Consider the following 21090-nt stretch of genomic DNA (forward strand, 5'->3'; position numbering starts at 1 on the left):
ATTATCCCTCGACGAGGAGCCGAACTCCCGGCTTCAGATACTTCGAGCGCGCCAGTTGGTGGGCATTGGATCGCTTGAGGGCCCGAAGGCTGATTCCGTAGCGTCGTGCGATTCCCCACAGGGTGTCTCCACGTCGGACGGTATGGGTCACGATCTCGTTCATGTCGATGTCGGGGAAATAGTAGTCCGCGTTTTCCCCGAGGTGCGCCGCGGCGAGGAATTTCGCATAAAAATTCTCGCCTGCGAATCCGAAGCGACGATTCTCGTTCCGATAGATGAGCTCACCCAGGTCTGTCGTGCTGTGCCGATGGATCGCCCGCGCGACGGCTGACGGCCCATGGTTGTATGCGGTAAGCGCCAGGGGCCAGCTGCGCAGAGAGCGGTGGGTTGCGTGCAGGAACTGCGCGGCGGCGTAAGTGGATCGCTCCGGATCGCGTCTTTCATCGGCGCGGCCGCCCACCCGGATATACTGGCGGGCCGTATTGGGCATGAGTTGCCACAGGCCGAGGGCACCCGCATGGGATCGTGCGCTCGGGTCGTACGAGGATTCGATATGGGGCAAGTAGATCAGAAGTGGTGGTAGCCCGGCTTGAGCCAACGCCCCTCGCACCGTCCGCGAATAGTAACGGGACCGCTTCAGACTTTTGCTGAATGTCTCCGACTGTCCTCGGAAAACGCGCAGGTCCTCGGGCGGGATCTGCAGCCAACGGGGATCCACCGGGCCGTTGAATTGATTCAGGATGGCGCGTCGCTCGACAGGCGAGCTGGCTTGCTGGATTTCTCGCAGCAGGTCCGCATAGCGCGCCTGTATTTGGCGTCGTTCACGCTGGTTTCCTCGACGCATCGAGAGGGTTGCCACGATTCGATGCGGGTGATTGCGGTCGTGAACGATGGCGTCGCGGACCGAGTATCTTCCAAAGATATCGACCCAGAACTGCACCCGGGCCTCCATGCCGGCAGGGATGGAGAACTCGGGCGGAAATGCCAGTCGAGGAGGGCGTGGCTCCGCGCGAACGGGTGTCACCAGCAGGGTCAGAACCAAATGCAGGACGAGGAGTCCTGCCAGGGCGGCACGCCCGCCAAGTTTTGGAAGTCCGCTCACTAAAAGAATAGATGCAGCTCGAAGATCAGCCGATTCTGGTTGGTTTCGGGTCGATCCTTCGGTCCGTTGGCGACGGTATAAAAAATTCGCGGCTGCAGGAATTTTCCGATGAAGGGCTCGATGCCGAAACCGAAGCGATTTTGCGCCGTATCGGCTGTTTCCCATCGGCCATCATTATCTGCGTATTCGCCGAAGAATTTCGTATTGATCCAGCCGAGGAGCAAGTAGTTCAACTCGCCATAAGCGACGAAGGTACCCTTGGATATCCCGAGCGTATCGTTTCGCGCCTGAATGAAGTCGACCTCGGCCTGATATTCCAGTGGACCGAAATTGGACCCGGCGTAGACGCCCCAATTGTACGTGTCGCCGTTGTCGCTGGGGACCCACATGAAGGAACCACCGGCGAGAATATTGTCGACCACGGGGATGTCGCGGAAAACGCCGTAGGCGTTAGCGGTGATGCGGGGGTCCGTGGTCGCGCCGGCAGCATCCGTGATCGACAAGGAGGTCGCAAACGGTCCCGGCTGGAAACCGATTTCGATGCCGGGATGGTAGGCATCAAAATCGCTGCCGGTCCGAGCCCGGACAAACTGATTCTGCGAAGATATGCCGATACTGGCCAGGTCGTCATTCTCCGTGCGCAGGCCGTAGTCGAGGAAGAATTTACCTGCCTTGATATAGCCATTGCCGGGCAGAACGCCCTTGAGGAGCCCGAAGATTTCCTTGGTGCTGGTGCCCCCCGGCGCGAAGCTCTGGTCCAGATAGATTTCGAGAAAATCGGGGACAGGAGCAAAGAGAAAATAGATATCGGCCTGGCGGAGGTCGAGTATATTCTCGTCGACCCGGCCGCGGAACACTTCGTTGTTGGAGACCTGTCCCTGCGCGTTCGGCTCGTCCTGAAAAACAAGCGAATTATCGACGCGAATGTCGGCGCCGAGAGAGAAGAAGCTGGTGACCTGACCGTTCCAGGTGTCCTCGACCGATTCGAACTCGGGAAAGAGTTCGCGGTAGTGTGTGATCTCCTCGAGATGCGTATTGGCAAGCAGGGTCCGCATGCCGCTGCCGGTCATATTCACATGGCAGGTCGAACATTTTCGTCCCTCTCGAACCGCCATATAGGGCTCTGCGGCGACGCGCTCCGCGAGACCGAGAGCCAAGGCGACAGCGGCGGGCGCAAGGAAGCCGAGTCTTCTTAGAAAGTTTCCATTCCGAGGTGCCTGCAACATTTTCTCCTTCGAATCCGGGGCGCAACGTCTGGGTGGCCGGTTTAGCGACGGTGGCTCAGGGAGTCAAAGCCAACAGAGCGGGGCGAGGTCTTGATAAGAGGATGGCGCTGGGGAGGCGGAATCGGGTATAATTCCACTTTTGAGCCGCTTTCTGACCTTTCTAGCCCCCTCGCGAAGGAAATTCACCATGCGTACCCTCATTTCTTTCCTGTTTCTGGTGCTGGCGAGCCCCCATGGCGCTTCCGCCGCCTGGGAAGATTTTCCCGATTGCCCGGCCCGGATGGCGACAACCCGTGATGCGACGCGCGATTTTTATCGCCTCTTTGCGGCGCCGGGTGCCGACTCCGCCCGGGTCCTCGAACTTCTCGAGCGGGCACAAAAGACCATCGGGCCCAGCCGTCTCGCCTGTGCAAGCGAAGCCGAACAGGTCTCGCTTGATTTTCAAATGCTCGAATTGCACCAGATCGCCCAGGAAATTCGTCAAACCCGCCAGAAATCGACGATCGGCCCAGCCCCTGTCGTCGCTCGCGACGGGTAGGCTCCTTTTGCTAGGCTACCCTCTGTGAGTTCCCATTTCGGTCATCAATTCCGTATTTCCACGTTCGGCGAGTCTCATGGCGGCGGTGTCGGCGTCATTGTGGACGGTTGCCCTCCGAGGATTCCCTTGTCGGTCGAGGAGATTCAGCTGGAACTGGATCGACGTCGCCCGGGCCAAAGCCGATTGACGACACCACGTCAGGAAGCGGATCGAGCCGAGATTCTTTCCGGGGTTTTCGAAGGACAGACCCTGGGAACATCGATCGGCATCCTGGTGCGCAATTCCGATGCGCGTCCTCAGGCCTATGAAGATATGAAGGATACCTTTCGGCCTTCGCACGCTGATTATACCTATGAAGCCAAATACGGTGTGCGAAATTGGCAGGGTGGTGGCCGGGCCAGTGCTCGAGAAACAATCGGCCGCGTGGCTGCCGGAGCCATCGCCCGCAAGGTTCTGGCCACAGCGGGGATGGGGGCAATTACTGGCTGGGTCAGTTCGGTCCGGGACATCCATGCCGATGTCGATCCGGTGGCTGTCGATCGTGCTGCGGTCGAGGCGGGGCCGACTCGGTGCCCGGATCCGCAGGCCGCCGAAAAGATGATTGAGGCGATTGATGCCGCGCGCCGCGATGGAGACTCTCTCGGAGGTGTTGTGACTTGCGTGGCTCATGGTGTGCCGCCGGGTCTTGGGGAACCGGTTTTTGATAAACTCGATGCGGATTTGGCCAAGGCGATGCTGTCTTTGCCTGCATGCAAGGGCTTCGAGATTGGATCAGGATTCGCGGGCACCTTGTTGTCCGGATTGGCGCATAATGATGCTTTTTATGCCGAAGGCGATCGGGTCCGAACTCGCACCAACCGTTCCGGAGGCGTGCAGGGTGGAATCTCGAACGGAGAGGCGCTGGTTCTCCGGGCGGCGTTCAAGCCAACTGCAACGATTCGGCAGGCGCAGGAAACGGTGAACCGAGACCTGGAAAGCCGTCAGTTGGAGGCGCAGGGGCGCCACGACCCTTGTGTTCTGCCGCGAGCCGTTCCCATGGTCGAGGCGATGGTGGCTCTGGTCATCTGCGACCATTGGTTGCGGCAGAAGTCCATCACCGATTGAGGGAGTTCAGCCGGCGACAACCTGTGCCGTGATCTGCCGAAATCGTTCGGCAACTGGTTCATCAGGGAGGGCCGCGACGACTGGATCCCCGGCGTCCCCCTGTTCTCGGATGACCGGGGTGAGAGGGATTTCGCCGAGGAAGGGGAGGCTCAGTTCCTCCGCGATGCGAGCACCACCGCCCCGCCCGAAGATATTGCTCTCCTCGCCGCATTTTCGACAGATAATTCCCGCCATATTCTCGATGACACCGAGGACAGGGACATGCATCTGTTTGAACATGCGCACACCACGGCGGACGTCGGCCAGAGCAACATCCTGCGGTGTCGTCACGATCACGCCGCCATCGATGCGCAGAGTCTGGGAAAGGGTCAATTGCACGTCTCCCGTGCCCGGAGGAAGGTCCAGGACGAGGTAGTCGAGGTCGCCCCACTCGGTATTGCGAATGAACTCATTGACCAATTTGGTCAACATGGGCCCACGCCAGATAATCGGTCTTTCGCGCTCGACAAAGAGGGCCATCGAGACCATTGCGATCCCGTGGGTCTGGACGGGAACGATTCGCTTTTCTTGGGTGACCTGCGCTTTTTCCTCTTCGGCCGCCAGGAGCACCGGGGCGCTAGGCCCATAGATATCGGTATCCATCAGGCCCACGCTGCCGTGCTCGCGCAGGGCCATGGCAAGATTCACGGCGACCGTGGATTTACCGACGCCCCCTTTGCCGCTCGCTACAGCAATGATTTTCTTCACTCCATCGATCGGTTGGGGGCCTGATGGTTTTGGAGCTTGCGCGTGGCTGTGGCCATGGTCGTCGGCCGGTCCGGCGGGTTGTCGAGCCTGCGCCGGATTTGGCTTGGCTTCGACAAGCGCAATCTTGAGGGGGGCTGCTCCCGGCAGACTCGCCACGATGGCTTCAATCTCGGGGGTGATCTTGTCGACCAGATCGGGAGTTCCGGCCGGCGGCGCCAGCGTGACGATGGTGTGGCCATCGAGGACTTCCACCTTCTGCACGACACCAAATGAAACGATATCGCGAGAGAAGCCCGGAAATTTCACTTTGCGAAGGGCGTCGAATATTTCATCGGAACTGGCGGCCATCCTTGTCTCCTAGCGAAAGGTCCCCGGCAGGCAAGCCGGGCGCCGCGATAAGGACAGGGCACAGCGCTGGAAGAAAAAATATCCTGCACAGCGCAAGCGCTATTTTCGACGCTCTGGCTTACGATAAAGGGCCGTTTTTACTGGTCTTCGCTGATTGGAGTGGCCTTGAGTCACGATCTCCGGCGTTCCTGCGGGTGCTGGTTTCTCCCGGCATGAGCGAAAACCCTAATGTGAGCGAGGAAATTGTCGATGATTACACCATAGACCGTGGCATATGGAGGATTGGAAGATGAATTTGAGCGATCAGCTAAATGGTGTGCAGATCAAGGAGCTTCGCAAGGGCCTGGGCCTGACGCAGGAGGAGTTTGCCCATGCTGTGGCGGTGACATTCTCGACCGTAAATCGGTGGGAGAATGGACATGCCAAGCCGAGCAAGCTCGCGCGTCGCGCGATTGAACAATTGGGTAACTCACAAGAGCAGACGACTCTGGTGCAGCCGAGTCAGTCGATCGAGGAACTCGTTTCGCATCGCCCCACCGGAACCGGCAATTTCTGAGACTTCAGCGGATCGCATAGGCGGTTCGCTGTGGTATTTGCATCGGATATGCGCCTGAATGACTTCGGTCATTCGGGCGTATTCGTTTGGTAAGGGCGAAAAAAAGCAGGGCCCCGTTTTCCTCGGAAGACTCGGGGCCCGTTTTGTTCGGGTCGAGTCCCTCAGATTTCGGGGGCCCTGCCATGGACAGGAGGTCTGCTTCGCGCCTCTGCTTCAAGCCGCCTCAGCGCGCGGTACAAACGCATCGACCTCCCTGGTCAGGAACCATTCCATGGGTTGGCCGGAATACCTCGCGATGCGGAAGAGGACATCGGTCGTCGGTACTCTACCGTTCATATAATTGTAGACCGCCGACAGGCTGAGGCCCAGATCATAAGCGAAAGCCTTGGGCTCATCCCGCACAATTTCCCGGATACGGTCGCCGAAGACGCCGGGATCGAACTCTTCATTTTCCATTTTTTCTCTCCTATGGGCCCGTTCGGGGCCGGTTGGGGTGCCTTGAAAGTCGGAACGACACCACAAAAAAAGGCCGCTGGGGTGAACCCAACGGCCTAGCTTCCTTTCGGAGTCTTTTTCTTCCTGATCTTCTCAGGAGACTCCTTCCGGATGGCCGTTGCGCCCACCGACGTCTTTGCGCGTAATTCGGGCGCAAAGAGGGGTGGTCCACATTACGGTGTCGGTGACGGTACCGAGCACCGTCTGCGGGCAGGCATGCGGGGCGATCGCAGACATAGGGGCGACTGCGTTCCCGGCCTGCAATCGCAGGTTATTTTTCGACTGGATGATCATGCTGAAATTTTCCTCTACGGCCGTAGGATCTCATGTGAGGCCCGCGATGGCAAGGTGCTTTTCCGCCCGGGAATCCACGCCTGTGGAATTGTCTGGAGTTTGACCTCCGCGCCGGCTCGGGCGAAGGCATGGGGATGCGCAAGATGATTTTTCTTTGCACGCGAAAAAAGGGCCTCTCGCCAGCGGAGTATGGCCAAAGAATTCTGACCAACCATGTGCCTCTGGCCCTCGCACACCATCCCACCATGCAGCACTATCGTGTGAATCTCGTCGAGCGGCCGCGCGGGGAGCCGCTGGTGCCAGTTGACTCGATTGCGGAATTATCCTTTGCGACGAACGAGGATTTTCGCGATCGCCTTTACGCATCGGACGAGGGACGGCGAATTGTGACCGCGGATACGAATACCTTTCTGGGATCAGCAGCAGCCTATGAAACAACCGAGTTTGTGCAAAAGGAGCCTGAGGTGCCTGATCAGCCGGCGGGGCCCAGTGGTCGATTCAAGATGATCGCGATCCTGCAGCGTCCGGAGGGCCAGTCGCGCGAGGAGTTTCGCCGATGCTGGATCGAGGAGCACAAGCCTCTCGCGCTCGAGCATCATCAGGGTTTGGTGAAATATGTGGCCAATATTGTGGATGCGCAGCTCTCGCCATCCGATTTCCCGATCGATGGAATCAGCGAGCTCCATTTCGCGGATGCGGAGGCTTTTCGGACACAGATGTATACGCATCCGGAAAGTCGCGAAATCATCGCAGCCGACACGAAGCGATTTATCGGGAAATCCTGTGCCTGGTTTGTCCAGGAGCATCACTTCCGTTGAACCGAATGCTCCGGCAACCGCGGGCGCTCAGCTGAGTGGAAAGCCGAGATGCTCTTCGAGGGCCGCCAGTGCGACGGCGGGATCATCGACCTTGATCGTGGTCATCCCCATCTCCCGAGCCGTTTTCAGATTTCTACCGATATCATCCAGGAAGACCGCGGCGTCGGCGGGGACATTCAGGCGCCCCAGAACCAAATCGTAGATGCGTGGATCCGGCTTTTGCAGGCCCTCGATGGCCGACTCGACAAATTCATCGAAGAAGGGGCGCAGGGGATTGGGTCCAGGGTCGCCGGTGGCCCAGTTGTTGGTCAGGGCTGCGGTGCGAAGACCTTCTTCCCGGATGCGTTCGATCGCCCGCATCATCATGGGTCGCGGCGCGGATTCCGCTCCCATGCGCTCAAACATCGTGCTGGCTGAAATCGTGAACCCGGCTGCGGCACAGTCTTTTTCAAAAGCAGGAAAGAATTGCTCCAGATTGAAAAGCCCACGCTCGAGTTTGCTCCACGCTCCTGCTTCGCCTGTGCTCCCCACGACGCGGTTGACCGACCCGGCAGCAATCCCGAGTTCCTTTTCATAATGAGCAATGGCGTGAAGCGGGGAGCCGAGGACGACTCCGCCAAGATCAAAGATGACCGCTTGGAAAGGCATAGGAAAGCCTTAGCGACTCTGGCGCAGGCCTGCACCGGTTGGTTTTCGGGGGGATTCCTGACTAGGACTTTCAAATCGAGATGATGCGTCGTGCGAGAACAGGCAGGGGGCTTCGGGAGTGAAGCCCCGTCAGGCTCTTTTCGTCAGTGGAATTGACGGGTTTTGTCATCGCTATGCGGTGTCTCATCGCGTTCGCCATCTGCGCTCCTATGGATGGCAGGTCTCTGTCCTCTCGTATCGGCACCCGGACCTGAGCGAAGTCGCCTCACGCGCAGATCTTTTATTTCTGTATCGAGTGCCGGCGAATGTCGTGGTGATGCAACTGCTGGATCGGGCGGTCGCCGCCGGTACCGGGCGGATCGGACTGGTAGATGATCTGATCTTCCGCAGCGAGGCGGACTGCCTTCCCTCTTTTCTGACCCAGCCGCAACAACGAGCGCTCTGGCGTGAGGGTGCCGATCGCTATGCAAATGTGCTCGCTTTGTGCGACGAAGTTCTGGCGAGTTCGTCGGAGTTGGTAGCGGAGATCGAAAGCCTCGGGATCGAAAGCCACCTCTACCGGGATGCTTTGAGCGGGGATGAATTGGACCTCGCTCGAACGGCCAGAGAGTTGGCTGGCGAGAATGCGAAGAACGAAGTCTTCCGTGTCGGCTACTTCAGTGGGACGGCAACGCATGACGCTGATTTTTCTCGAGCGGCGACCGGGTTGGCAAGGGCCATGCAGGAGGATCCTCGGATCACGTTGGCGGTTTTGGGTCCTTTGGCACTTCCATCAGAGCTGGCTCGGTTTGCGGCGCGGATCACGCGGAGTCCGCTGATTCCCTGGGTGGAGTTGCCGGTCGCGATTGCCGCTGTGGATCTGAATTTGGCGCCTCTGGATACGGAAAGCCGTTTTTCGCGCGCCAAAGGAGCGACCAAGGTGATGGAAGCCTCTGCTTGTGGCGTCCCTTCGATCGCCAGTCCGACATCCAGCAATCGCGCCGCCACGAGCAAGGGCGGCGGTTGGCTTGCCGACACGGTAGAGGAATGGCGGGATACGATTCTCGCCTCGGTCGAGCAACGGCCCGCGATGGCGTCTGCAGGACAGCAGGCTCGAGAGCATATCGTCGGAGCTTATGGTCCAGATTCTCGGCTGCCCGAAATGAAAGACCTTCTCGCACGTGTTGAATCCCGCAGGAGCCAAACGACGTCGGCCGGGCGAGTCGCCATTGCACCGCTTGCGGTTTTGCCGGAAGAGCCGTTCTGGCCCGGGGCGCTCACGCCGGATGCCTTTCCGGTTCTGCCTGAGAAATTGCCTCTGGATACCAGTCCACCTCTTGGTGAGGGCGACCTTCTTTGTCAGGAGTTTTTCCTGACCTCGCCGGGCCTCTTTCGGGTGGATATTTTCACATGGACGTATGGCCAGAGATTCGCCCACACGATCGGGTTTCGTCTGCGGAGCCGTGCGGGTGAGGTTCTGGAAGGACAAAGCTGGGACGCGGTTCGCTTGCCGGATCGCGGCTTCTTCGCGTGGGACCTCGAGTCCCCTTTGGCTGCGGGTTCTTTTATACTGGAAGTGGAAGCACGAGGTACTGGGCCGGGGAACGCGGCGTCCTTCGGGTTGGTGCAAGCCGGTCCCGATCGGTCTCTGGCGAAGATCAACGGCAAGGAGATTGCGGGGGCCCTCGGTATCCGCGGGTTTTCTTCCTGGGATCAGGTAGGCTCGAGGGGAGATTTGCCCTATGCACCGAAAACATCTGCTTGAGATCCTCCGCCGTTACGAGGCGGTTTACCCCCGGGAGATCGCAACGATCGAGAGAATGCGTGCGTTTGCGGTGGCGCATGAAGATTGCTTTTCGCGATCCTGCCTTCCGGGCCATATCACGGCTTCCTGCTGGATTGTTTCCTCCGACGGAAATAGGGCCTTGCTGACGCATCACGCGAAGTTGGATCGCTGGCTCCAACTCGGAGGGCATGCCGATGGCGATTCTGATCCCTTTGCTGTCGCGCTTCGTGAAGCGCGCGAAGAATCCGGAATGGCGGACTTCATCGAGGCCTCTGGTGACGAATTTCCGGTGCCTCTGGACATCGATATCCATGGGATTCCGGCGCGCCGGAAGGAGCCCGCCCATTTCCATTACGATCTTCGGTACTTCCTGATTGCCGGCGCGGAGCAATCCCTCCAGATCAGTGAAGAATCCAAGGATTTGCGATGGGTTCCCCGGGCTCGAATAACCGACCTCACAGACGAAGAAAGCGTCTTGCGGCTTGAGCGCAAGACACGCGAGCGGCCCGCAAAAAACGATCCGGGCACAGGCCTCGGAGAAGGTGCGTCCGACGGCGAAAGGGGTTAAGAGTCTCGCATGTCTCTGAATGATCGTACGCCGGTATTAGTGGGTGCAGGAGCTGTCACTCAGCGGGAGAAGGACCCCCGGAAGTCGATGGAGGCCGCAGCGTTGATGGTCGAGGCGGCTCGTCGCGCAGCCTCGGATGCTGGCAGTGAGGAACTCTTGTCCCGTGCTTCATCGATTCGCGTCACCAACGGCATTTGGGATTACCCGAATCCGGCAAGGATCCTCGCCGATCAATTTGGTGCCGACAGTGCGCGGACGGATCTCGTCGAGGTCGGTATCCTGCAGAGCACACTTCTTGCGGATGCGGCTCGGGCGATTGCGGACGGCTCGGAAGATATTTCTCTGGTGGTCGGTGGGGAAGCCAAGTTTCGTTCCCTCCGCTCGATGATCACGGGCGAGGCTGTGGAGGATACAACGCAGGCGCCGGGCGAAAAACCCGACCGATTTCTCGAGCCATCCAAGGAGATCCTCAACCCCCTGGAGCTGGAATTTGGTCTGGGGATGCCGGTAAACCAGTATGCGCTTTTGGAAAGCGCCTTGCGTCATGCCCAAGGTGAGAGCGTCGAGGAGAACCGCCGGGCGCTTGGGGAACTGTATTCCGGCATGAGCAAGGTTGCCTCGGGTAATCCCGAAGCCTGGGTGCAGGAAGAGCTCTCGCCAGAAGAAATTTCCACGCCCTCCGCGAAGAACCGGATGCTCGCGTTTCCCTATACGAAGCGTCACAATTCGCAGTGGAACGTGGATCAAGCGGCTTGCCTGATCCTTTGTTCCCTCAAAGTGGCGCGAGAGCTGGGCCTTGCGGAGGATCGGTTTCTGTTTCCTCTGGCGGCGGCCGAGTCGAATCATATGGTTTCTCTGGTCGAGCGCGGGGCACTCGACCGTTGCTTCGGCTTTCAACTGGCGGGTGCTGCTGCACTGCGTTCCGCCGGATTGTCGATCGAGGACGTGCAACGCTTCGAACTCTACAGCTGCTTCCCCGTGGCGGTTCGGAGCCAGATGCGTGAGCTCGAAGTTCCGTCCGGTGCCGAGGTCACTCAATGTGGTGGCATGGCCTATGCCGGCGGGCCGTTGAACAATTTCACATTTCAGGGCCTGGTCCGGATGGTCGCCCAATTACGCGAAAACCCCGGCGAGATCGGTCTGGTTACGTCCGTGAGCGGTATGCTGACCAAGCAGGGCGTGACCTTATGGTCGACCAAGGCACCCGAACGCCCCTTCGAGTTCACGGATGTGTCGGAGGAAGTTGCCTCGCAGATGCCCGTCTACGAAGTTGTCAGGGACTACAAGGGCCCGGCGATCATTTCCGCAGCCACCGTGCAGTTCTCCGGCGAAGCCGGCGGGAATGCAATCTTCGTATGTGATTTGCCGGATCAACGACGGACTCTCGCGATCTCATCGGACGAGGCGGTGATGGCGACCGTCCAGCACGAAGAGGTCTGCGGTCGTCCCATCGAAATTTCGGGAAACGTTGCGACCTTTTCCTGAAAGTCGTTCGTGAAGCGTCGCAATCGCTTCGTCAGGAAAAAACTACTCGCCCAGGGGTGATGTGAGCATCTGCCAGGGTGTCGTCACAAAACGATCCCGGGCGTCTCGCTCGGCGCCGCTGGCCAAGGTTATGGGAAGCGATACCCCATAGAAAATGGCACCCGAGATCGTGGCGAGCAGCAGGGTCGGTCGTCCGACGAGCAGGTCGAGAGCGATTCCTCCTGCTCTGGAACCTTCGCTGGTGGCGCTGGAATCGTCGGCAAGGGCTGCCGAAGGCGCGAACGCGAGGGCGAGGGCGAAGAGAGATGCGGCAAAGATTCTTGTCAATTTCTTGAACATATCGTTTCCTCCAAGTCGGTGGGTATCAGGTTACCGGAGAGAGGTCGACAGCATCTCTGCCTGAGAGCAATCAGGCAGCCGAGGAAAGCTTCCCGGAAGGGTGATTCAGAATCTCGTCCATGGCCTCGTGCCGGAATGCAAAAATCTTGGCGAGGTCGGCTCGAACCAGCCAGCCGGCGACAATTTCGCCGAGACCCCCGAGCGGCAATCGATAACGAATATGATCGCGAACAATCGTACCGCCCGGTACCTCCTCGAATTGATGAGTATGGTGCCAGAGGGAGTATGGACCGCTCTCCTGCACGTCGGAGAATTCAGTTTCGGGAGACCACCCGCGGATGACCGTGCGCCATTTCACAGGGATACCGTGGAGCGTCAGTTGGTAGCGAATCCGGCTTCCCGAATCGAGACTGCCCTCAGGACATTCGAGAATCTTGAAATTGAGGAATTTCGGAGTCAGCTTCTCCAGATTGCCCGGATCCGCGAAGAATTCGAAGACTTCTGTTCGCGGTTTCTCGATAAATTGCTCCCGAAGAATCTCGTAGCTATCCGCGGATACAATCTCGGCCAGAGCGGTCTCCAGTGTCGGGTAGCGGAAGCTGAAACCGGTCTCGGCGATGGCCTTGCTGTCAACGCGTGTACTGGCGAGCATCAAGTTCGCGAGCTCTCCGAACACGGCTCGCATCGCAATGGCAGGCACCGGGACAACGGCGGGGCGATGCAAAACTCGCCCCAAAGTTTTGGTGAACTCCAGATTGCGAACAGGATTGGGCGCGGTCGCGTTCCATGAGCCTTCGATCTCCTCATGCTCGACGACGTGCTTGAGCATTGCCACGACATCGTCGAGATGAATCCAGCTCATCCATTGCCGGCCAGATCCCAGTCGCCCACCGGCTCCCATCCGGAAGATCGGCAGAATCGGTCCCAGCATCCCGCCATCGGGGGCGAGCACGAGGCCGATTCGCAATGTGGCTACGCGCAAGCCATGCTTTTGCGCACCAAACGCCTCGGCTTCCCAATCGGCGCAGAGTTTGTCGAGGAACCCGGTGCCGGCGGCCGCTGTTTCGGAGAGAGTTTCCTCGCCCCGATCGCCGTAAAATCCTATGGCCGAGGCGTTGATCAAATTCCTTGGTCGTTGCTCTTCGGGGACCTCGGCAATCGCTTTGACCAGAGCCCTCGTCGTCTCGATTCGGGAGTCCACGAGGTCTTTTTTTCGGCTTTCGGACCAGCGTTTGCCTGCAATATTCTCTCCGGCCAAATGAATGACGGTATCGAACCCTGCGAGCGTATTGCTTTCGATCGCTTCCGGGTTCCAGCCGGCGATATGGCAACGAGCGGAAATGCGTCCGCCCACCGCGGCGGGGCGCCGTGTCCAGCAGGTGACCTCATGTCCGGAGATGGACAGGAGACGGGAAAGAGGGTTGCCGATTTGGCCGGTGGCTCCGGTGATGAGAATTTTCATGGAGGATTGTCTTTCTTGCGGACCCAGCCGTTGCGGGCCGGTTGCTGCTAGTGAACGGTTTCTTCGCCTCGCGCCAGGATCTCGGAAATATGGCTGGAGGTCTCGAGGACTTCGTCAAGGATCGCGATGGATTCCCAATTCATCGCGAATCCACGGAAGGCGCTCGTCGACAAGGCCATGAAGGGTTCCAGAAGTTCGTCGACGGAATGCGCTTTCTCGATACGAACTCGAATTTCATCGAAGAAAACCAATTGATCTTTTTCTCCCGCGTCGCGCACCGCGTCGCAGAGCATCTGCAACCGTGGCACGATATCGCGGTGTGCGGATTCCAGCGCGTCGAATGATGTCATCAAAGGCTCCTTTGGCTCAGTAGGGGAAGTAAGCGGGCCAGATGAGGGCATCCAGAACCACGGTCTGGAGGCCAAAGCCGAGGGCCCCCGCTATGGCCCACGTTCGTCCCCGATCGTTTGGTTTGGCGCCCAGCAGGGCAAAGAAGAGAAAGATCGTGCCGATGGCGACCGAATAGAGGCTCGCGCAGATCAGCGCCCACAGGACCGGCCCCGGGTTTTCGACCATGGCATTCGTGAGAGGGAGCCAAAGAGCGGAAGGAATCAGTATGGCTGCGTAGATCCAGTTGAACCCCGCGTAGCTGAAGCGCCCGAAGAGTCGGGTTTCTGCAGGATCCATCCGACGGTAGATATAGTGAGAGAAAAGGAAGTAGCCGGTTGCCGCCACGAACATATTTGCTGTGTAGATGGGCTGCAGGTGGCTGGGGACCCCGCCCCACACAGAGCCTGTTGCGGGCGCATCAAGCGCGCCAAGGACGTAGCTCAATAGAACAGCCGTGCCCCCCACGAGGTTCAGTCGCAGGAGATTTTTGCGCGCGGCGAAGGCCTCGGCAATTGGATCAGCATCGTCACAGATCATGAGGTTTCCTCGCCCAGAAGTTTCTTTTTGAGTGATTCATCGAGTGGTTGGTCTCCGAGCCAGATCCCGAAGAGAGCGGTGGCGAAATTTTGACCGGGCATGGTGCCAAGAGGCTCCCCGTTGAGGGCGAGTTCTGTGCCCCGGTCCGGAAGATACGTCAGGGAATACCGATCCCCACTTTCGACGTCTCGATAGAATTGATTGAACGTATCAATCTGGTCACGGAGACTCTCAAACTTTTCTGCGTCGGTATTTTTACGGATCCCCTCGACGGTCGCTTTTTGAAATTCGTTCGCTGGAATATCCCAGAAATATTCTATTTCGAGACGTCGAGCCTTGTCCTGCGAACCGTTGGTGTCGGGCGAAATGGGGGCCTGCTGGTAGAGCGCTGCCACGTAGCCGCGAAAGATCACCTTGTAGCGCAGGAGTCCTGCACCCTGAAGGTTCATCTCGCGGGGGCCGGCGCGCAGGGACTCCGGGAATTGAACGCCCTCGATCGTTCGGGCAGCAGCTTGGCTGACCGGAAGGATCGCCAGGCCGATCACCAGAGACCACGTTATAAGTCGCGACAAGAACATCTACTCCAACAGACTAGACACGGACTCGCTCCTGTCAATGTGTCGCTTGTCGTACGGCGGAGCATCTTGAAAACGTAGATAAAAAAAGGCTTTTTTCTAATCACCCTCAGGGCGCCGGGCGGCCCCCCGGGCGTGCGCCGCCGGCGGGTCGAGTGGGTCGCCTCGGGGCCGGACAGCAACCGGGTCGGCAGAAGTCCGGCGCTGCCGGAAATTGGCCCATGCTCGCTGGAGAATGGCCTTCGATTCTTTCGAGAATCAGCTTGCGAATCATGCCGACGAAGCCGGCGTCGGTTCCTACCGTTCGCGCCCGCACCATTTGCAGACCAATTTCCTCGCAGGTGTCGGCCGCCTCGTGGTCCAGGTCGTAGAGAACCTCCATATGATCGGAGACAAAACCGATCGGCATGACGATCACATCGCTTGTGCCGTCCTCTTTCAACGATCGGAGATGGTCGCAAATGTCCGGGTCGAGCCATGGGATCTGGGGTGGGCCGCTCCGGCTCTGATAGACCAGGTCCCAATGCGAGGAGTCGTATCCGTTCTGCGCCGCGACCAGGCCCGACAGCTCCGTGAGCTGTTGTTTGTAGTCCGACGAATCGCTCATGGAGACGGGAATACTATGGGCGGTGAACGCAATCCTCAGGTCTGTCCGACGCTCCTCGGGGATCTTGGCGATTGCCTCTGCGAGGCCGCGTCCGTTCGCGTCGACGAAATCCGGGTGATTGTAGAACAGACGTAGTTTGTCGATGACCGGGGCCCCGGGGCCGACGACCTCTCGGGCTTTTTCAATATCCTCGCGATATTGTCGGCAACTGGAATAGGAACCGGTCGAAGCGGTGACGAACGCGAGGGCGCGCTGTACGCCATCCGCTTTCATCTCGCCGATGGTATCCGCGAGCATCGGGTGCCAGTTTCGATTGCCCCAATAAATCGGCAAGTCGAGGCCATTTGCGGCAAAGTCCTCTCGCATGGCGGCCAGCAGGTGCCGGCATTGTTCATTGATCGGGCTGACCCCGCCAAAGGCATTGTAATGCTCGGAGACTTCCAGCATTCGCTCCCGGGGCACATTGCGACCCCGCAGGACATTTTCGAGAAAGGGCATCACATCGTCCGGCCCCTCGGGGCCACCGAACGACACCAAAAGGATGGCATCATAGGCGCCGTCGGGCGCAGGGCTGCGTTCATCTGAGTCAGTCATGGGGTCGTCCGCCGGCGTTTTGGGTGCAGAAATCGTCCACCTTTTTCCATTCCGTAAAGAACCATTCGATTCGATCTTCTTCCTTCTCGGGCAGGTCAGCAACGGGTACCGACCAGAATTTCGCATGCACGACCTTGTCCATCAGCATGCCGTTGGAGAACTCGCGGAAGCTGCGCACGCCGTCGAATCCGGTATGCGCGCAGAACACGATGGTCCCCGAGGGGTTTTCGTCGATGCAGGCCAAAGCGCCGCCGATTCGGGGCGGCAGGACGGATTTGAATTGCTGCGCGCGTCGTAACTTCTCCGGATCGCTCTCGGCTGCGAGCTTCTCGTGAAGGCGGTCGCGCGTGCGTTCGGAGAATCGAGTCCCTTCCGGATACAGAAGAATGCCATCGCCGATTTCGAGATGGCGGCTGAGTTCTCGCACCCGGGCTATTTCGCGGGCGGGGTCGCTGGAGCCGCGACGGATGAAGGTATTGGGCAGACGTTGTCCGTAAAGGTCAAGACAGGGGTCCCAGAGAAGGTCGCGTTTCATCACGTAGCGGAGGAGAATATCATAGGGCCCGGAAACGAGCGCCACGGGGAGAACCGTGTCTGCGGTCGAGGAGTGTCGCAGAAAAACGAGCACAGGGCCGTCGCTTCGCGCTCGCGTAATCGCCTCGGTGCCCTCAAGGCGCACGCGGAGATGGAAGAGGGCACGGCCAGTTCCGAAGAGCGCTCCCGCCCATTGTTGTTGCACCAGAAAGCATGCTCGGATGAATTGGCCGGCCGACAGGAGGCGAGTCGCCCGGAGGATCCAGAGGAAGAAGCCGACCAGCAGCCCGAGGATTTCGCACCAGAGGTAGACTGTCAGAAATACGAGTGTTCGGGTAAATATGAAGCGATTGCGGCAGACCAGATCCACGCCAACCGCGATCAGCGCCAGCAGGGGCAGAACGGCCGACACAAAGGCCGTCATCAGGACATATGCCGGAAATGTCATCAGGCGACGTTTCCAGCGCTCCAGAAGGCTCTCCTGTTCGCGGGGCTGGTCCATCAAGCGCTGGGCTTCCCGGGCCAAAGCTGAAGGTTGTCGATGTTGTGGGCGAAGGTAAGAGCCATTGGATCCAAAAGAATATATAGTGGTCCGCAGGGGGTGTCGACAGGGCCCCGAGCAAGGAGACGACAAGCATGCAGGGTTATTTGGGGATTCTGATCATTCTGGTGTTGGGATCGGGATTGGCATGGGCCGGGAGCCAGGGAAGCGGTGCGGCATTCGGAATTCCGGTATTCGCAATATGCGCTGCCGTCGCCTTCGGTCTGAATTGGCTGATCTTTGTGCACGCCTGGCGGCGTCAAACCGAGGTGTATTTTGATCTCTCGGGTTCGTGCACATATTTGCTGGTCATCGCGCTGGCTGTCGCTCTTTCTCCGGAGGTCGGTCTGCGGGGCTGGTTGCTCGCGTCGATGGTGGTGGTCTGGGCTGTGCGGTTGGGATCCTTCCTCTTCGTGCGAGTGCGCCGGGACGGGGGCGATGGGCGCTTTGATTCCATCAAACCGAATTTCTCCCGATTTCTGTTTGCCTGGACGCTCCAGGGACTCTGGGTTCTGCTGACCGCGGCATGCGCTCTGGCCGCGATCACGGGCAGCTCGGCGCCTGCGATCGGCATCGTTGGTGCGCTCGGTGTGTTGCTCTGGGTCCTGGGTTTTTCGATCGAGGTGATTGCCGATCGACAAAAAACAGCCTTTCGCCAACGCGAGGAGAACCGGGGGCAGTTTATCACGGGCGGGCTATGGTCGTGGTCGAGGCACCCGAACTACGTGGGAGAGATCCTCTTGTGGGTGGGAGTCGCGTGCCTCGCTCTGCCGGCTCTCGAGGGTTGGAGTTATCTGATGCTCATCTCGCCGGTGTTTGTGTACGTGCTTCTGTCCCGAATCAGCGGTGTACCGATGCTCGAGGCGCGAGGGCTCAAGAAATGGGGCGAAGACGCGTCTTATCGCGAGCACCTCGAGAAGACCCCCGTACTCTTCCCCTGGCCGCGGGCAAGCGGCGAGTAGCCGAGGGGGCGTTGTCGATCAGCTTTTCAGAGCGTCGCCCAGCCAGCCGACCATCATGGTGTACATCCCGGTCACGGCAGCCTCGGCCTCTTCTTCGGTCCCGGTCGGGTTGGCTTCACAGCTCCATTCGATCTGTGTTTGTCCACCGCCGAGGTCGGTCAGCTTCACCGTCGCGAGGTATTGGTCGAGGGGCAGAGGCAGATTGTTGGGAATCTCGTAGGAGAAGGTCTTTGCCTGCTCGTCAAAAGCGACCAAGGTCTCCTGAATCTCGGCCCCGGGAGCGCCAAAGAACCGGGACATGCCAACTCCTTCGCCTTCGACTCGGACGGAATCGCCGAGTCCCGGAACCCAGCTGACGTTGCCAAAATCTCCCAATACCGCCCAAACGGTGTCCAGGGGGAATTCCAATGTTTCCGTTACGCCAAATTTTCCCATCTGCATCTCCTCACGAGCACCGGCCCGCATCCATCTATTCCAACCAGATTCAGGTCGATTGCTCCAGTCCGGCTCTTCTGCTGGCTCGGGGACTTCTGGTAGACTGCGGGGAGAATGGTCAATCCGATCGGAATCGGGGTTCTGGGGCTCGGCAAGCATGGGGAGCGTTATGTCGGTCATCTCGAACGGGATTTGCCGGGATTACGGGTCGTCGCCGTTTCTCGACGCGACGACCGTCAGGGAAGATCGCGAGCTGCCAGTCTGGACGCCCACTATCACGCGGATGTCTGGGGGTTGGCTGCGGACCGGGCGGTAGATGCCGTAGTTTCGGTAGTTCCCCCCGCGTTGCACCCTGAGGTCGTCCGAGCCTGCGCGGCCGAAGGAAAGCCGCTCCTTCTCGAAAAACCCTTTGCCATACATGCCGAAGATGCGGCCTCGATGGCCGGGCAGATTCAGGATGCCGGAATCCCCGTGATGGTCGCCCAGACGCTGCGGTTCTCGTCGGCCGCCCGGCGGGCCCGCGATTGGTTGGGCGAGGTTGGATCTCTGCATCAGATCATTTTGGGCCAGAGCTTCGAGCCCTCCCGCCTGAGCTGGCTGGATGACCCCGAAATTTCCGGTGGTGGAAATATTCTTCATACCGGCATCCATGAATTTGACCTGGCACGGTACCTCACCGGAGCGGAGGTTCTTGAGGTCCACTGTATGGCCGGACGTGTGGCGACGGAGAAAACTGAGGACAGCTTTGTGGCTTCTCTCTTCATGGGGGACGCTTCCGGTTGTCGGATTCTCGGGTCCGTGACCGCCTCTCGCGGCACGCGGAGTCGTTACGGTGAAATCCGCCTGATCGGTTCGCGGGGGCAAATCTTCTGTGACCATGCCCTGCATCGGGCAATGTTGCTGCAGGAGGGCCGGGTGGTTGCCGAGGAGGTCCTGCCGGACATTCCGACCGTCCGAGAAGCTCTGGCCGCTTTCGAGAAAGTGGTTCGCGGGACGGAGCCGCCGCCGATTACGGTCGAGGATGGTTTACAGGCGGTAGGAATCGCAGATGCATGTTATCAATCTTTGCGAAGCGGTCGTCGAGTGACGTTACCGCAGGATCAGGAGAATACGAATGCCTATCTTCGTCATGCGCGGCCTCGACGGCCCTGAGGGCCTTGCGCGTCGGCCCGCGGTTCGTCCATCACACCTCGAACATTTGCGGGAGCTCGAAAGGTTGGCGAAAATCATGTTCGCCGGCCCGATTTTTGCCGAGGATGGCTCGACGCCGATTGGTTCGATCGTGATTTTCGAGTCCGATGATCTGACCACCGCGCAATCTTTTTGCGCCCGAGACCCCTATGTACTGGAAGGTGTCTTCGGTCAGTGGGATGTGAACGCTGCGATGCAGGTTTTTCCGGAGAACTAGGCGCCCATGCTGATCGATACTGCCAAATCGGCTGATCAAAGACACCCCGCAGATGACGACATCGGCTTTTGCGAATCCCTCGGATTTCGCCTGGTGCAACCGGGCGAGACCATGGCCTTGATGGCCCGTTTCAACCAGCGACCGAACCAGGCGGTTATGGACGTCGGCATCGATATCCTGCTTCACGATGGTGGTTTTCTCGCAGCACGTCATGTGAATGCGATGGAAGGGCCGGACGCTGCATTGGAAATTCAGGGAGCGACCTTGTCTCTCGAGGGCGATATCTGGCGACTGAATTACGACGGCCCGGCGCATGCCCTCGACTCTTCCCGGAACGCCAATGACCATGAATTTTGGCATAAGAGCCGCCTCGAGCGATTAATTATCGAGTTGGAGTTTCATCCGGCAGGAGATCCTGTGCAATCCGATGCACAGCCGGGCAGCCTCGCGGCGGTTGTGGCGGCGCGCGGCGAAGTTTGGGTTTCCGGGGACCAGTATCTGGTGGAGGTCCCGGCTCTGCGCGATCGCACCTGGGGGACGGCGTCCATTCCCAAAGCGCGCCGCCGCGTGGACGCCTGTTTTGCCGACGGGCGAGCGTTTGCTCTCGAGCGTCTCTGGACATCGGAGGGACCTCACCTGAGCGGCTGGCTACGTCTCGATGGAGAAACCCGAGAAATCATGAGCGGTCGAATCGAAACGGAACCGGAGACCGACCACCCCTACCCGAAGGCATTGGCTCTTTCGCTGGTTGATTCGGCGCGCCAGCGGCATCGTCTGACAGCGGAGGTCCTGCATACGGCCCCGTTGGTGGGGAGCACGAATAATATCAAGTACCTGTCCTGTCAGAGTCTGGCGATGTTCTCCTGGGACGACCACCAGGGGCATGGATTTGCCGAATATCTGCACTGTCTCGACGACGAAGGCCAGCCATTGATCCCCATCGACGTTTGATCGAATCGCCACACGGCCACCTGCACTCAGCACAATTTGTCGTAAGAATTTCTGGTCATCT

Annotated in this window: 25 protein-coding genes; 11 read left to right on the forward strand and 14 right to left on the reverse strand. The window is 59.2% G+C overall.

Annotated elements, in window-relative coordinates; translation table 11 throughout:
* Position 1: 1 nt before the first annotated feature.
* Positions 2–1102, reverse strand: coding sequence for a transglycosylase SLT domain-containing protein (locus P8K07_14220; GenBank protein ID MDG1959674.1), 1101 nt, complete (start codon positions 1100–1102; stop codon positions 2–4).
* Positions 1102–2328: a hypothetical protein gene (locus tag P8K07_14225; protein ID MDG1959675.1), complete on the reverse strand. Its 1227-nt coding sequence runs from the start codon at positions 2326–2328 to the stop codon at positions 1102–1104. Before P8K07_14225 ends, P8K07_14220 begins: the two co-directional genes overlap by 1 nt.
* Before the next feature lie 187 nt (positions 2329–2515).
* Here P8K07_14225 and P8K07_14230 point away from each other — a divergent pair, with 187 nt between their 5' ends.
* Positions 2516–2866, forward strand: a complete 351-nt coding sequence (locus tag P8K07_14230; protein MDG1959676.1) for a hypothetical protein — start codon at positions 2516–2518, stop codon at positions 2864–2866.
* Positions 2867–2890: 24 nt separating this feature from the next.
* Positions 2891–3970, forward strand: a complete 1080-nt coding sequence (gene aroC, locus P8K07_14235; GenBank protein MDG1959677.1) for a chorismate synthase — start codon at positions 2891–2893, stop codon at positions 3968–3970.
* Positions 3971–3976: 6 nt separating this feature from the next.
* On the opposite strand, the gene P8K07_14240 is transcribed toward aroC, so the two are convergent.
* Entirely contained in the window at positions 3977–5065 is a 1089-nt protein-coding gene (locus P8K07_14240) for a P-loop NTPase (protein ID MDG1959678.1), read from the reverse strand.
* 289 nt (positions 5066–5354) lie between these two features.
* On the opposite strand from P8K07_14240, the gene P8K07_14245 reads away from it, so the two are divergent.
* Positions 5355–5621: a helix-turn-helix transcriptional regulator gene (locus P8K07_14245; protein MDG1959679.1), complete on the forward strand. Its 267-nt coding sequence runs from the start codon at positions 5355–5357 to the stop codon at positions 5619–5621.
* A gap of 213 nt (positions 5622–5834) precedes the next feature.
* Here the strand turns inward: P8K07_14245 and P8K07_14250 are convergent, their stop codons facing one another.
* Positions 5835–6077, reverse strand: coding sequence for a helix-turn-helix transcriptional regulator (locus P8K07_14250; GenBank protein MDG1959680.1), 243 nt, complete (start codon positions 6075–6077; stop codon positions 5835–5837).
* A gap of 132 nt (positions 6078–6209) precedes the next feature.
* On the reverse strand, positions 6210–6410 hold the full coding sequence (locus P8K07_14255; GenBank protein ID MDG1959681.1) for a hypothetical protein: 201 nt from the start codon (positions 6408–6410) through the stop codon (positions 6210–6212).
* Positions 6411–6544: 134 nt separating this feature from the next.
* On the opposite strand from P8K07_14255, the gene P8K07_14260 reads away from it, so the two are divergent.
* The gene (locus tag P8K07_14260; GenBank protein ID MDG1959682.1) at positions 6545–7228 is read left to right on the forward strand and encodes an EthD domain-containing protein; all 684 of its coding nucleotides are present in this window, start codon (positions 6545–6547) and stop codon (positions 7226–7228) included.
* A gap of 27 nt (positions 7229–7255) precedes the next feature.
* On the opposite strand, the gene P8K07_14265 is transcribed toward P8K07_14260, so the two are convergent.
* Positions 7256–7876, reverse strand: coding sequence for an HAD family phosphatase (locus tag P8K07_14265; protein MDG1959683.1), 621 nt, complete (start codon positions 7874–7876; stop codon positions 7256–7258).
* Between the two features lie 118 nt (positions 7877–7994).
* Here P8K07_14265 and P8K07_14270 point away from each other — a divergent pair, with 118 nt between their 5' ends.
* The 3 genes from P8K07_14270 to P8K07_14280 are packed head-to-tail and all read left to right on the forward strand — an operon-like array spanning position 7995 to position 11694.
* Positions 7995–9620, forward strand: a complete 1626-nt coding sequence (locus P8K07_14270; protein ID MDG1959684.1) for a glycosyltransferase — start codon at positions 7995–7997, stop codon at positions 9618–9620.
* Entirely contained in the window at positions 9598–10209 is a 612-nt protein-coding gene (locus tag P8K07_14275; GenBank protein ID MDG1959685.1) for an NUDIX hydrolase, read from the forward strand. Before P8K07_14270 ends, P8K07_14275 begins: the two co-directional genes overlap by 23 nt.
* A gap of 9 nt (positions 10210–10218) precedes the next feature.
* On the forward strand, positions 10219–11694 hold the full coding sequence (locus P8K07_14280) for an acetyl-CoA acetyltransferase (protein MDG1959686.1): 1476 nt from the start codon (positions 10219–10221) through the stop codon (positions 11692–11694).
* Positions 11695–11736: 42 nt separating this feature from the next.
* Here P8K07_14280 and P8K07_14285 read toward each other — a convergent pair whose 3' ends face one another.
* The 7 genes from P8K07_14285 to P8K07_14315 form a co-directional block, all read right to left on the reverse strand.
* Entirely contained in the window at positions 11737–12033 is a 297-nt protein-coding gene (locus P8K07_14285) for a hypothetical protein (GenBank protein ID MDG1959687.1), read from the reverse strand.
* A 70-nt stretch (positions 12034–12103) separates the two neighbouring features.
* Entirely contained in the window at positions 12104–13495 is a 1392-nt protein-coding gene (locus P8K07_14290) for a TIGR01777 family oxidoreductase (protein MDG1959688.1), read from the reverse strand.
* Between the two features lie 47 nt (positions 13496–13542).
* The gene (locus tag P8K07_14295) at positions 13543–13845 is read right to left on the reverse strand and encodes a hypothetical protein (GenBank protein ID MDG1959689.1); all 303 of its coding nucleotides are present in this window, start codon (positions 13843–13845) and stop codon (positions 13543–13545) included.
* A 16-nt stretch (positions 13846–13861) separates the two neighbouring features.
* Positions 13862–14422, reverse strand: coding sequence for a hypothetical protein (locus P8K07_14300; GenBank protein MDG1959690.1), 561 nt, complete (start codon positions 14420–14422; stop codon positions 13862–13864).
* On the reverse strand, positions 14419–14994 hold the full coding sequence (locus P8K07_14305; GenBank protein ID MDG1959691.1) for a chalcone isomerase family protein: 576 nt from the start codon (positions 14992–14994) through the stop codon (positions 14419–14421). Before P8K07_14305 ends, P8K07_14300 begins: the two co-directional genes overlap by 4 nt.
* A gap of 112 nt (positions 14995–15106) precedes the next feature.
* Entirely contained in the window at positions 15107–16198 is a 1092-nt protein-coding gene (locus P8K07_14310) for a ferrochelatase (protein ID MDG1959692.1), read from the reverse strand.
* Positions 16191–17234: a 1-acyl-sn-glycerol-3-phosphate acyltransferase gene (locus P8K07_14315; protein MDG1959693.1), complete on the reverse strand. Its 1044-nt coding sequence runs from the start codon at positions 17232–17234 to the stop codon at positions 16191–16193. Before P8K07_14315 ends, P8K07_14310 begins: the two co-directional genes overlap by 8 nt.
* A 134-nt stretch (positions 17235–17368) precedes the next feature.
* Between P8K07_14315 and P8K07_14320 the strand changes: the two genes are divergently transcribed.
* On the forward strand, positions 17369–18235 hold the full coding sequence (locus P8K07_14320; GenBank protein MDG1959694.1) for a DUF1295 domain-containing protein: 867 nt from the start codon (positions 17369–17371) through the stop codon (positions 18233–18235).
* An 18-nt stretch (positions 18236–18253) separates the two neighbouring features.
* Here the strand turns inward: P8K07_14320 and P8K07_14325 are convergent, their stop codons facing one another.
* A complete protein-coding gene (locus P8K07_14325; GenBank protein ID MDG1959695.1) occupies positions 18254–18670 on the reverse strand; it encodes an SRPBCC family protein in 417 nt (138 codons plus the stop codon).
* Positions 18671–18784: 114 nt separating this feature from the next.
* Between P8K07_14325 and P8K07_14330 the strand changes: the two genes are divergently transcribed.
* The 3 genes from P8K07_14330 to P8K07_14340 are packed head-to-tail and all read left to right on the forward strand — an operon-like array spanning position 18785 to position 21029.
* Positions 18785–19822: a Gfo/Idh/MocA family oxidoreductase gene (locus tag P8K07_14330; protein ID MDG1959696.1), complete on the forward strand. Its 1038-nt coding sequence runs from the start codon at positions 18785–18787 to the stop codon at positions 19820–19822.
* Complete coding sequence (locus P8K07_14335; GenBank protein ID MDG1959697.1) at positions 19785–20078, forward strand: YciI family protein; 294 nt, start codon at positions 19785–19787, stop codon at positions 20076–20078. Before P8K07_14330 ends, P8K07_14335 begins: the two co-directional genes overlap by 38 nt.
* Positions 20079–20084: 6 nt before the next feature.
* Positions 20085–21029 carry a hypothetical protein gene (locus P8K07_14340; GenBank protein MDG1959698.1) on the forward strand — a complete coding sequence of 315 codons (945 nt, stop codon included), beginning with the start codon at positions 20085–20087 and terminating at the stop codon, positions 21027–21029.
* Positions 21030–21090 lie beyond the last annotated feature (61 nt).

The organism is Candidatus Binatia bacterium (assembly GCA_029248525.1).
In the GTDB taxonomy this organism is placed as follows: Bacteria; Desulfobacterota; Binatia; order UBA12015; family UBA12015; genus UBA12015.

Excerpts from the sequence above, each read along its gene's own strand:
- P8K07_14225 (MDG1959675.1), bottom strand. The coding sequence starts at position 2,328 with ATGTTGCAGGCACCTCGGAATGGAAACTTTCTAAGAAGACTCGGCTTC.
- P8K07_14230 (MDG1959676.1), top strand. The coding sequence starts at position 2,516 with ATGCGTACCCTCATTTCTTTCCTGTTTCTGGTGCTGGCGAGCCCCCAT.
- P8K07_14240 (MDG1959678.1), bottom strand. The coding sequence starts at position 5,065 with ATGGCCGCCAGTTCCGATGAAATATTCGACGCCCTTCGCAAAGTGAAA.
- P8K07_14245 (MDG1959679.1), top strand. The coding sequence starts at position 5,355 with ATGAATTTGAGCGATCAGCTAAATGGTGTGCAGATCAAGGAGCTTCGC.
- P8K07_14250 (MDG1959680.1), bottom strand. The coding sequence starts at position 6,077 with ATGGAAAATGAAGAGTTCGATCCCGGCGTCTTCGGCGACCGTATCCGG.
- P8K07_14255 (MDG1959681.1), bottom strand. The coding sequence starts at position 6,410 with ATGATCATCCAGTCGAAAAATAACCTGCGATTGCAGGCCGGGAACGCA.
- P8K07_14260 (MDG1959682.1), top strand. The coding sequence starts at position 6,545 with ATGCGCAAGATGATTTTTCTTTGCACGCGAAAAAAGGGCCTCTCGCCA.
- P8K07_14265 (MDG1959683.1), bottom strand. The coding sequence starts at position 7,876 with ATGCCTTTCCAAGCGGTCATCTTTGATCTTGGCGGAGTCGTCCTCGGC.
- P8K07_14275 (MDG1959685.1), top strand. The coding sequence starts at position 9,598 with ATGCACCGAAAACATCTGCTTGAGATCCTCCGCCGTTACGAGGCGGTT.
- P8K07_14280 (MDG1959686.1), top strand. The coding sequence starts at position 10,219 with ATGTCTCTGAATGATCGTACGCCGGTATTAGTGGGTGCAGGAGCTGTC.
- P8K07_14285 (MDG1959687.1), bottom strand. The coding sequence starts at position 12,033 with ATGTTCAAGAAATTGACAAGAATCTTTGCCGCATCTCTCTTCGCCCTC.
- P8K07_14290 (MDG1959688.1), bottom strand. The coding sequence starts at position 13,495 with ATGAAAATTCTCATCACCGGAGCCACCGGCCAAATCGGCAACCCTCTT.
- P8K07_14295 (MDG1959689.1), bottom strand. The coding sequence starts at position 13,845 with ATGACATCATTCGACGCGCTGGAATCCGCACACCGCGATATCGTGCCA.
- P8K07_14300 (MDG1959690.1), bottom strand. The coding sequence starts at position 14,422 with ATGATCTGTGACGATGCTGATCCAATTGCCGAGGCCTTCGCCGCGCGC.
- P8K07_14310 (MDG1959692.1), bottom strand. The coding sequence starts at position 16,198 with ATGACTGACTCAGATGAACGCAGCCCTGCGCCCGACGGCGCCTATGAT.
- P8K07_14315 (MDG1959693.1), bottom strand. The coding sequence starts at position 17,234 with ATGGACCAGCCCCGCGAACAGGAGAGCCTTCTGGAGCGCTGGAAACGT.
- P8K07_14320 (MDG1959694.1), top strand. The coding sequence starts at position 17,369 with ATGCAGGGTTATTTGGGGATTCTGATCATTCTGGTGTTGGGATCGGGA.
- P8K07_14325 (MDG1959695.1), bottom strand. The coding sequence starts at position 18,670 with ATGGGAAAATTTGGCGTAACGGAAACATTGGAATTCCCCCTGGACACC.
- P8K07_14330 (MDG1959696.1), top strand. The coding sequence starts at position 18,785 with ATGGTCAATCCGATCGGAATCGGGGTTCTGGGGCTCGGCAAGCATGGG.
- P8K07_14335 (MDG1959697.1), top strand. The coding sequence starts at position 19,785 with ATGCCTATCTTCGTCATGCGCGGCCTCGACGGCCCTGAGGGCCTTGCG.
- P8K07_14340 (MDG1959698.1), top strand. The coding sequence starts at position 20,085 with ATGCTGATCGATACTGCCAAATCGGCTGATCAAAGACACCCCGCAGAT.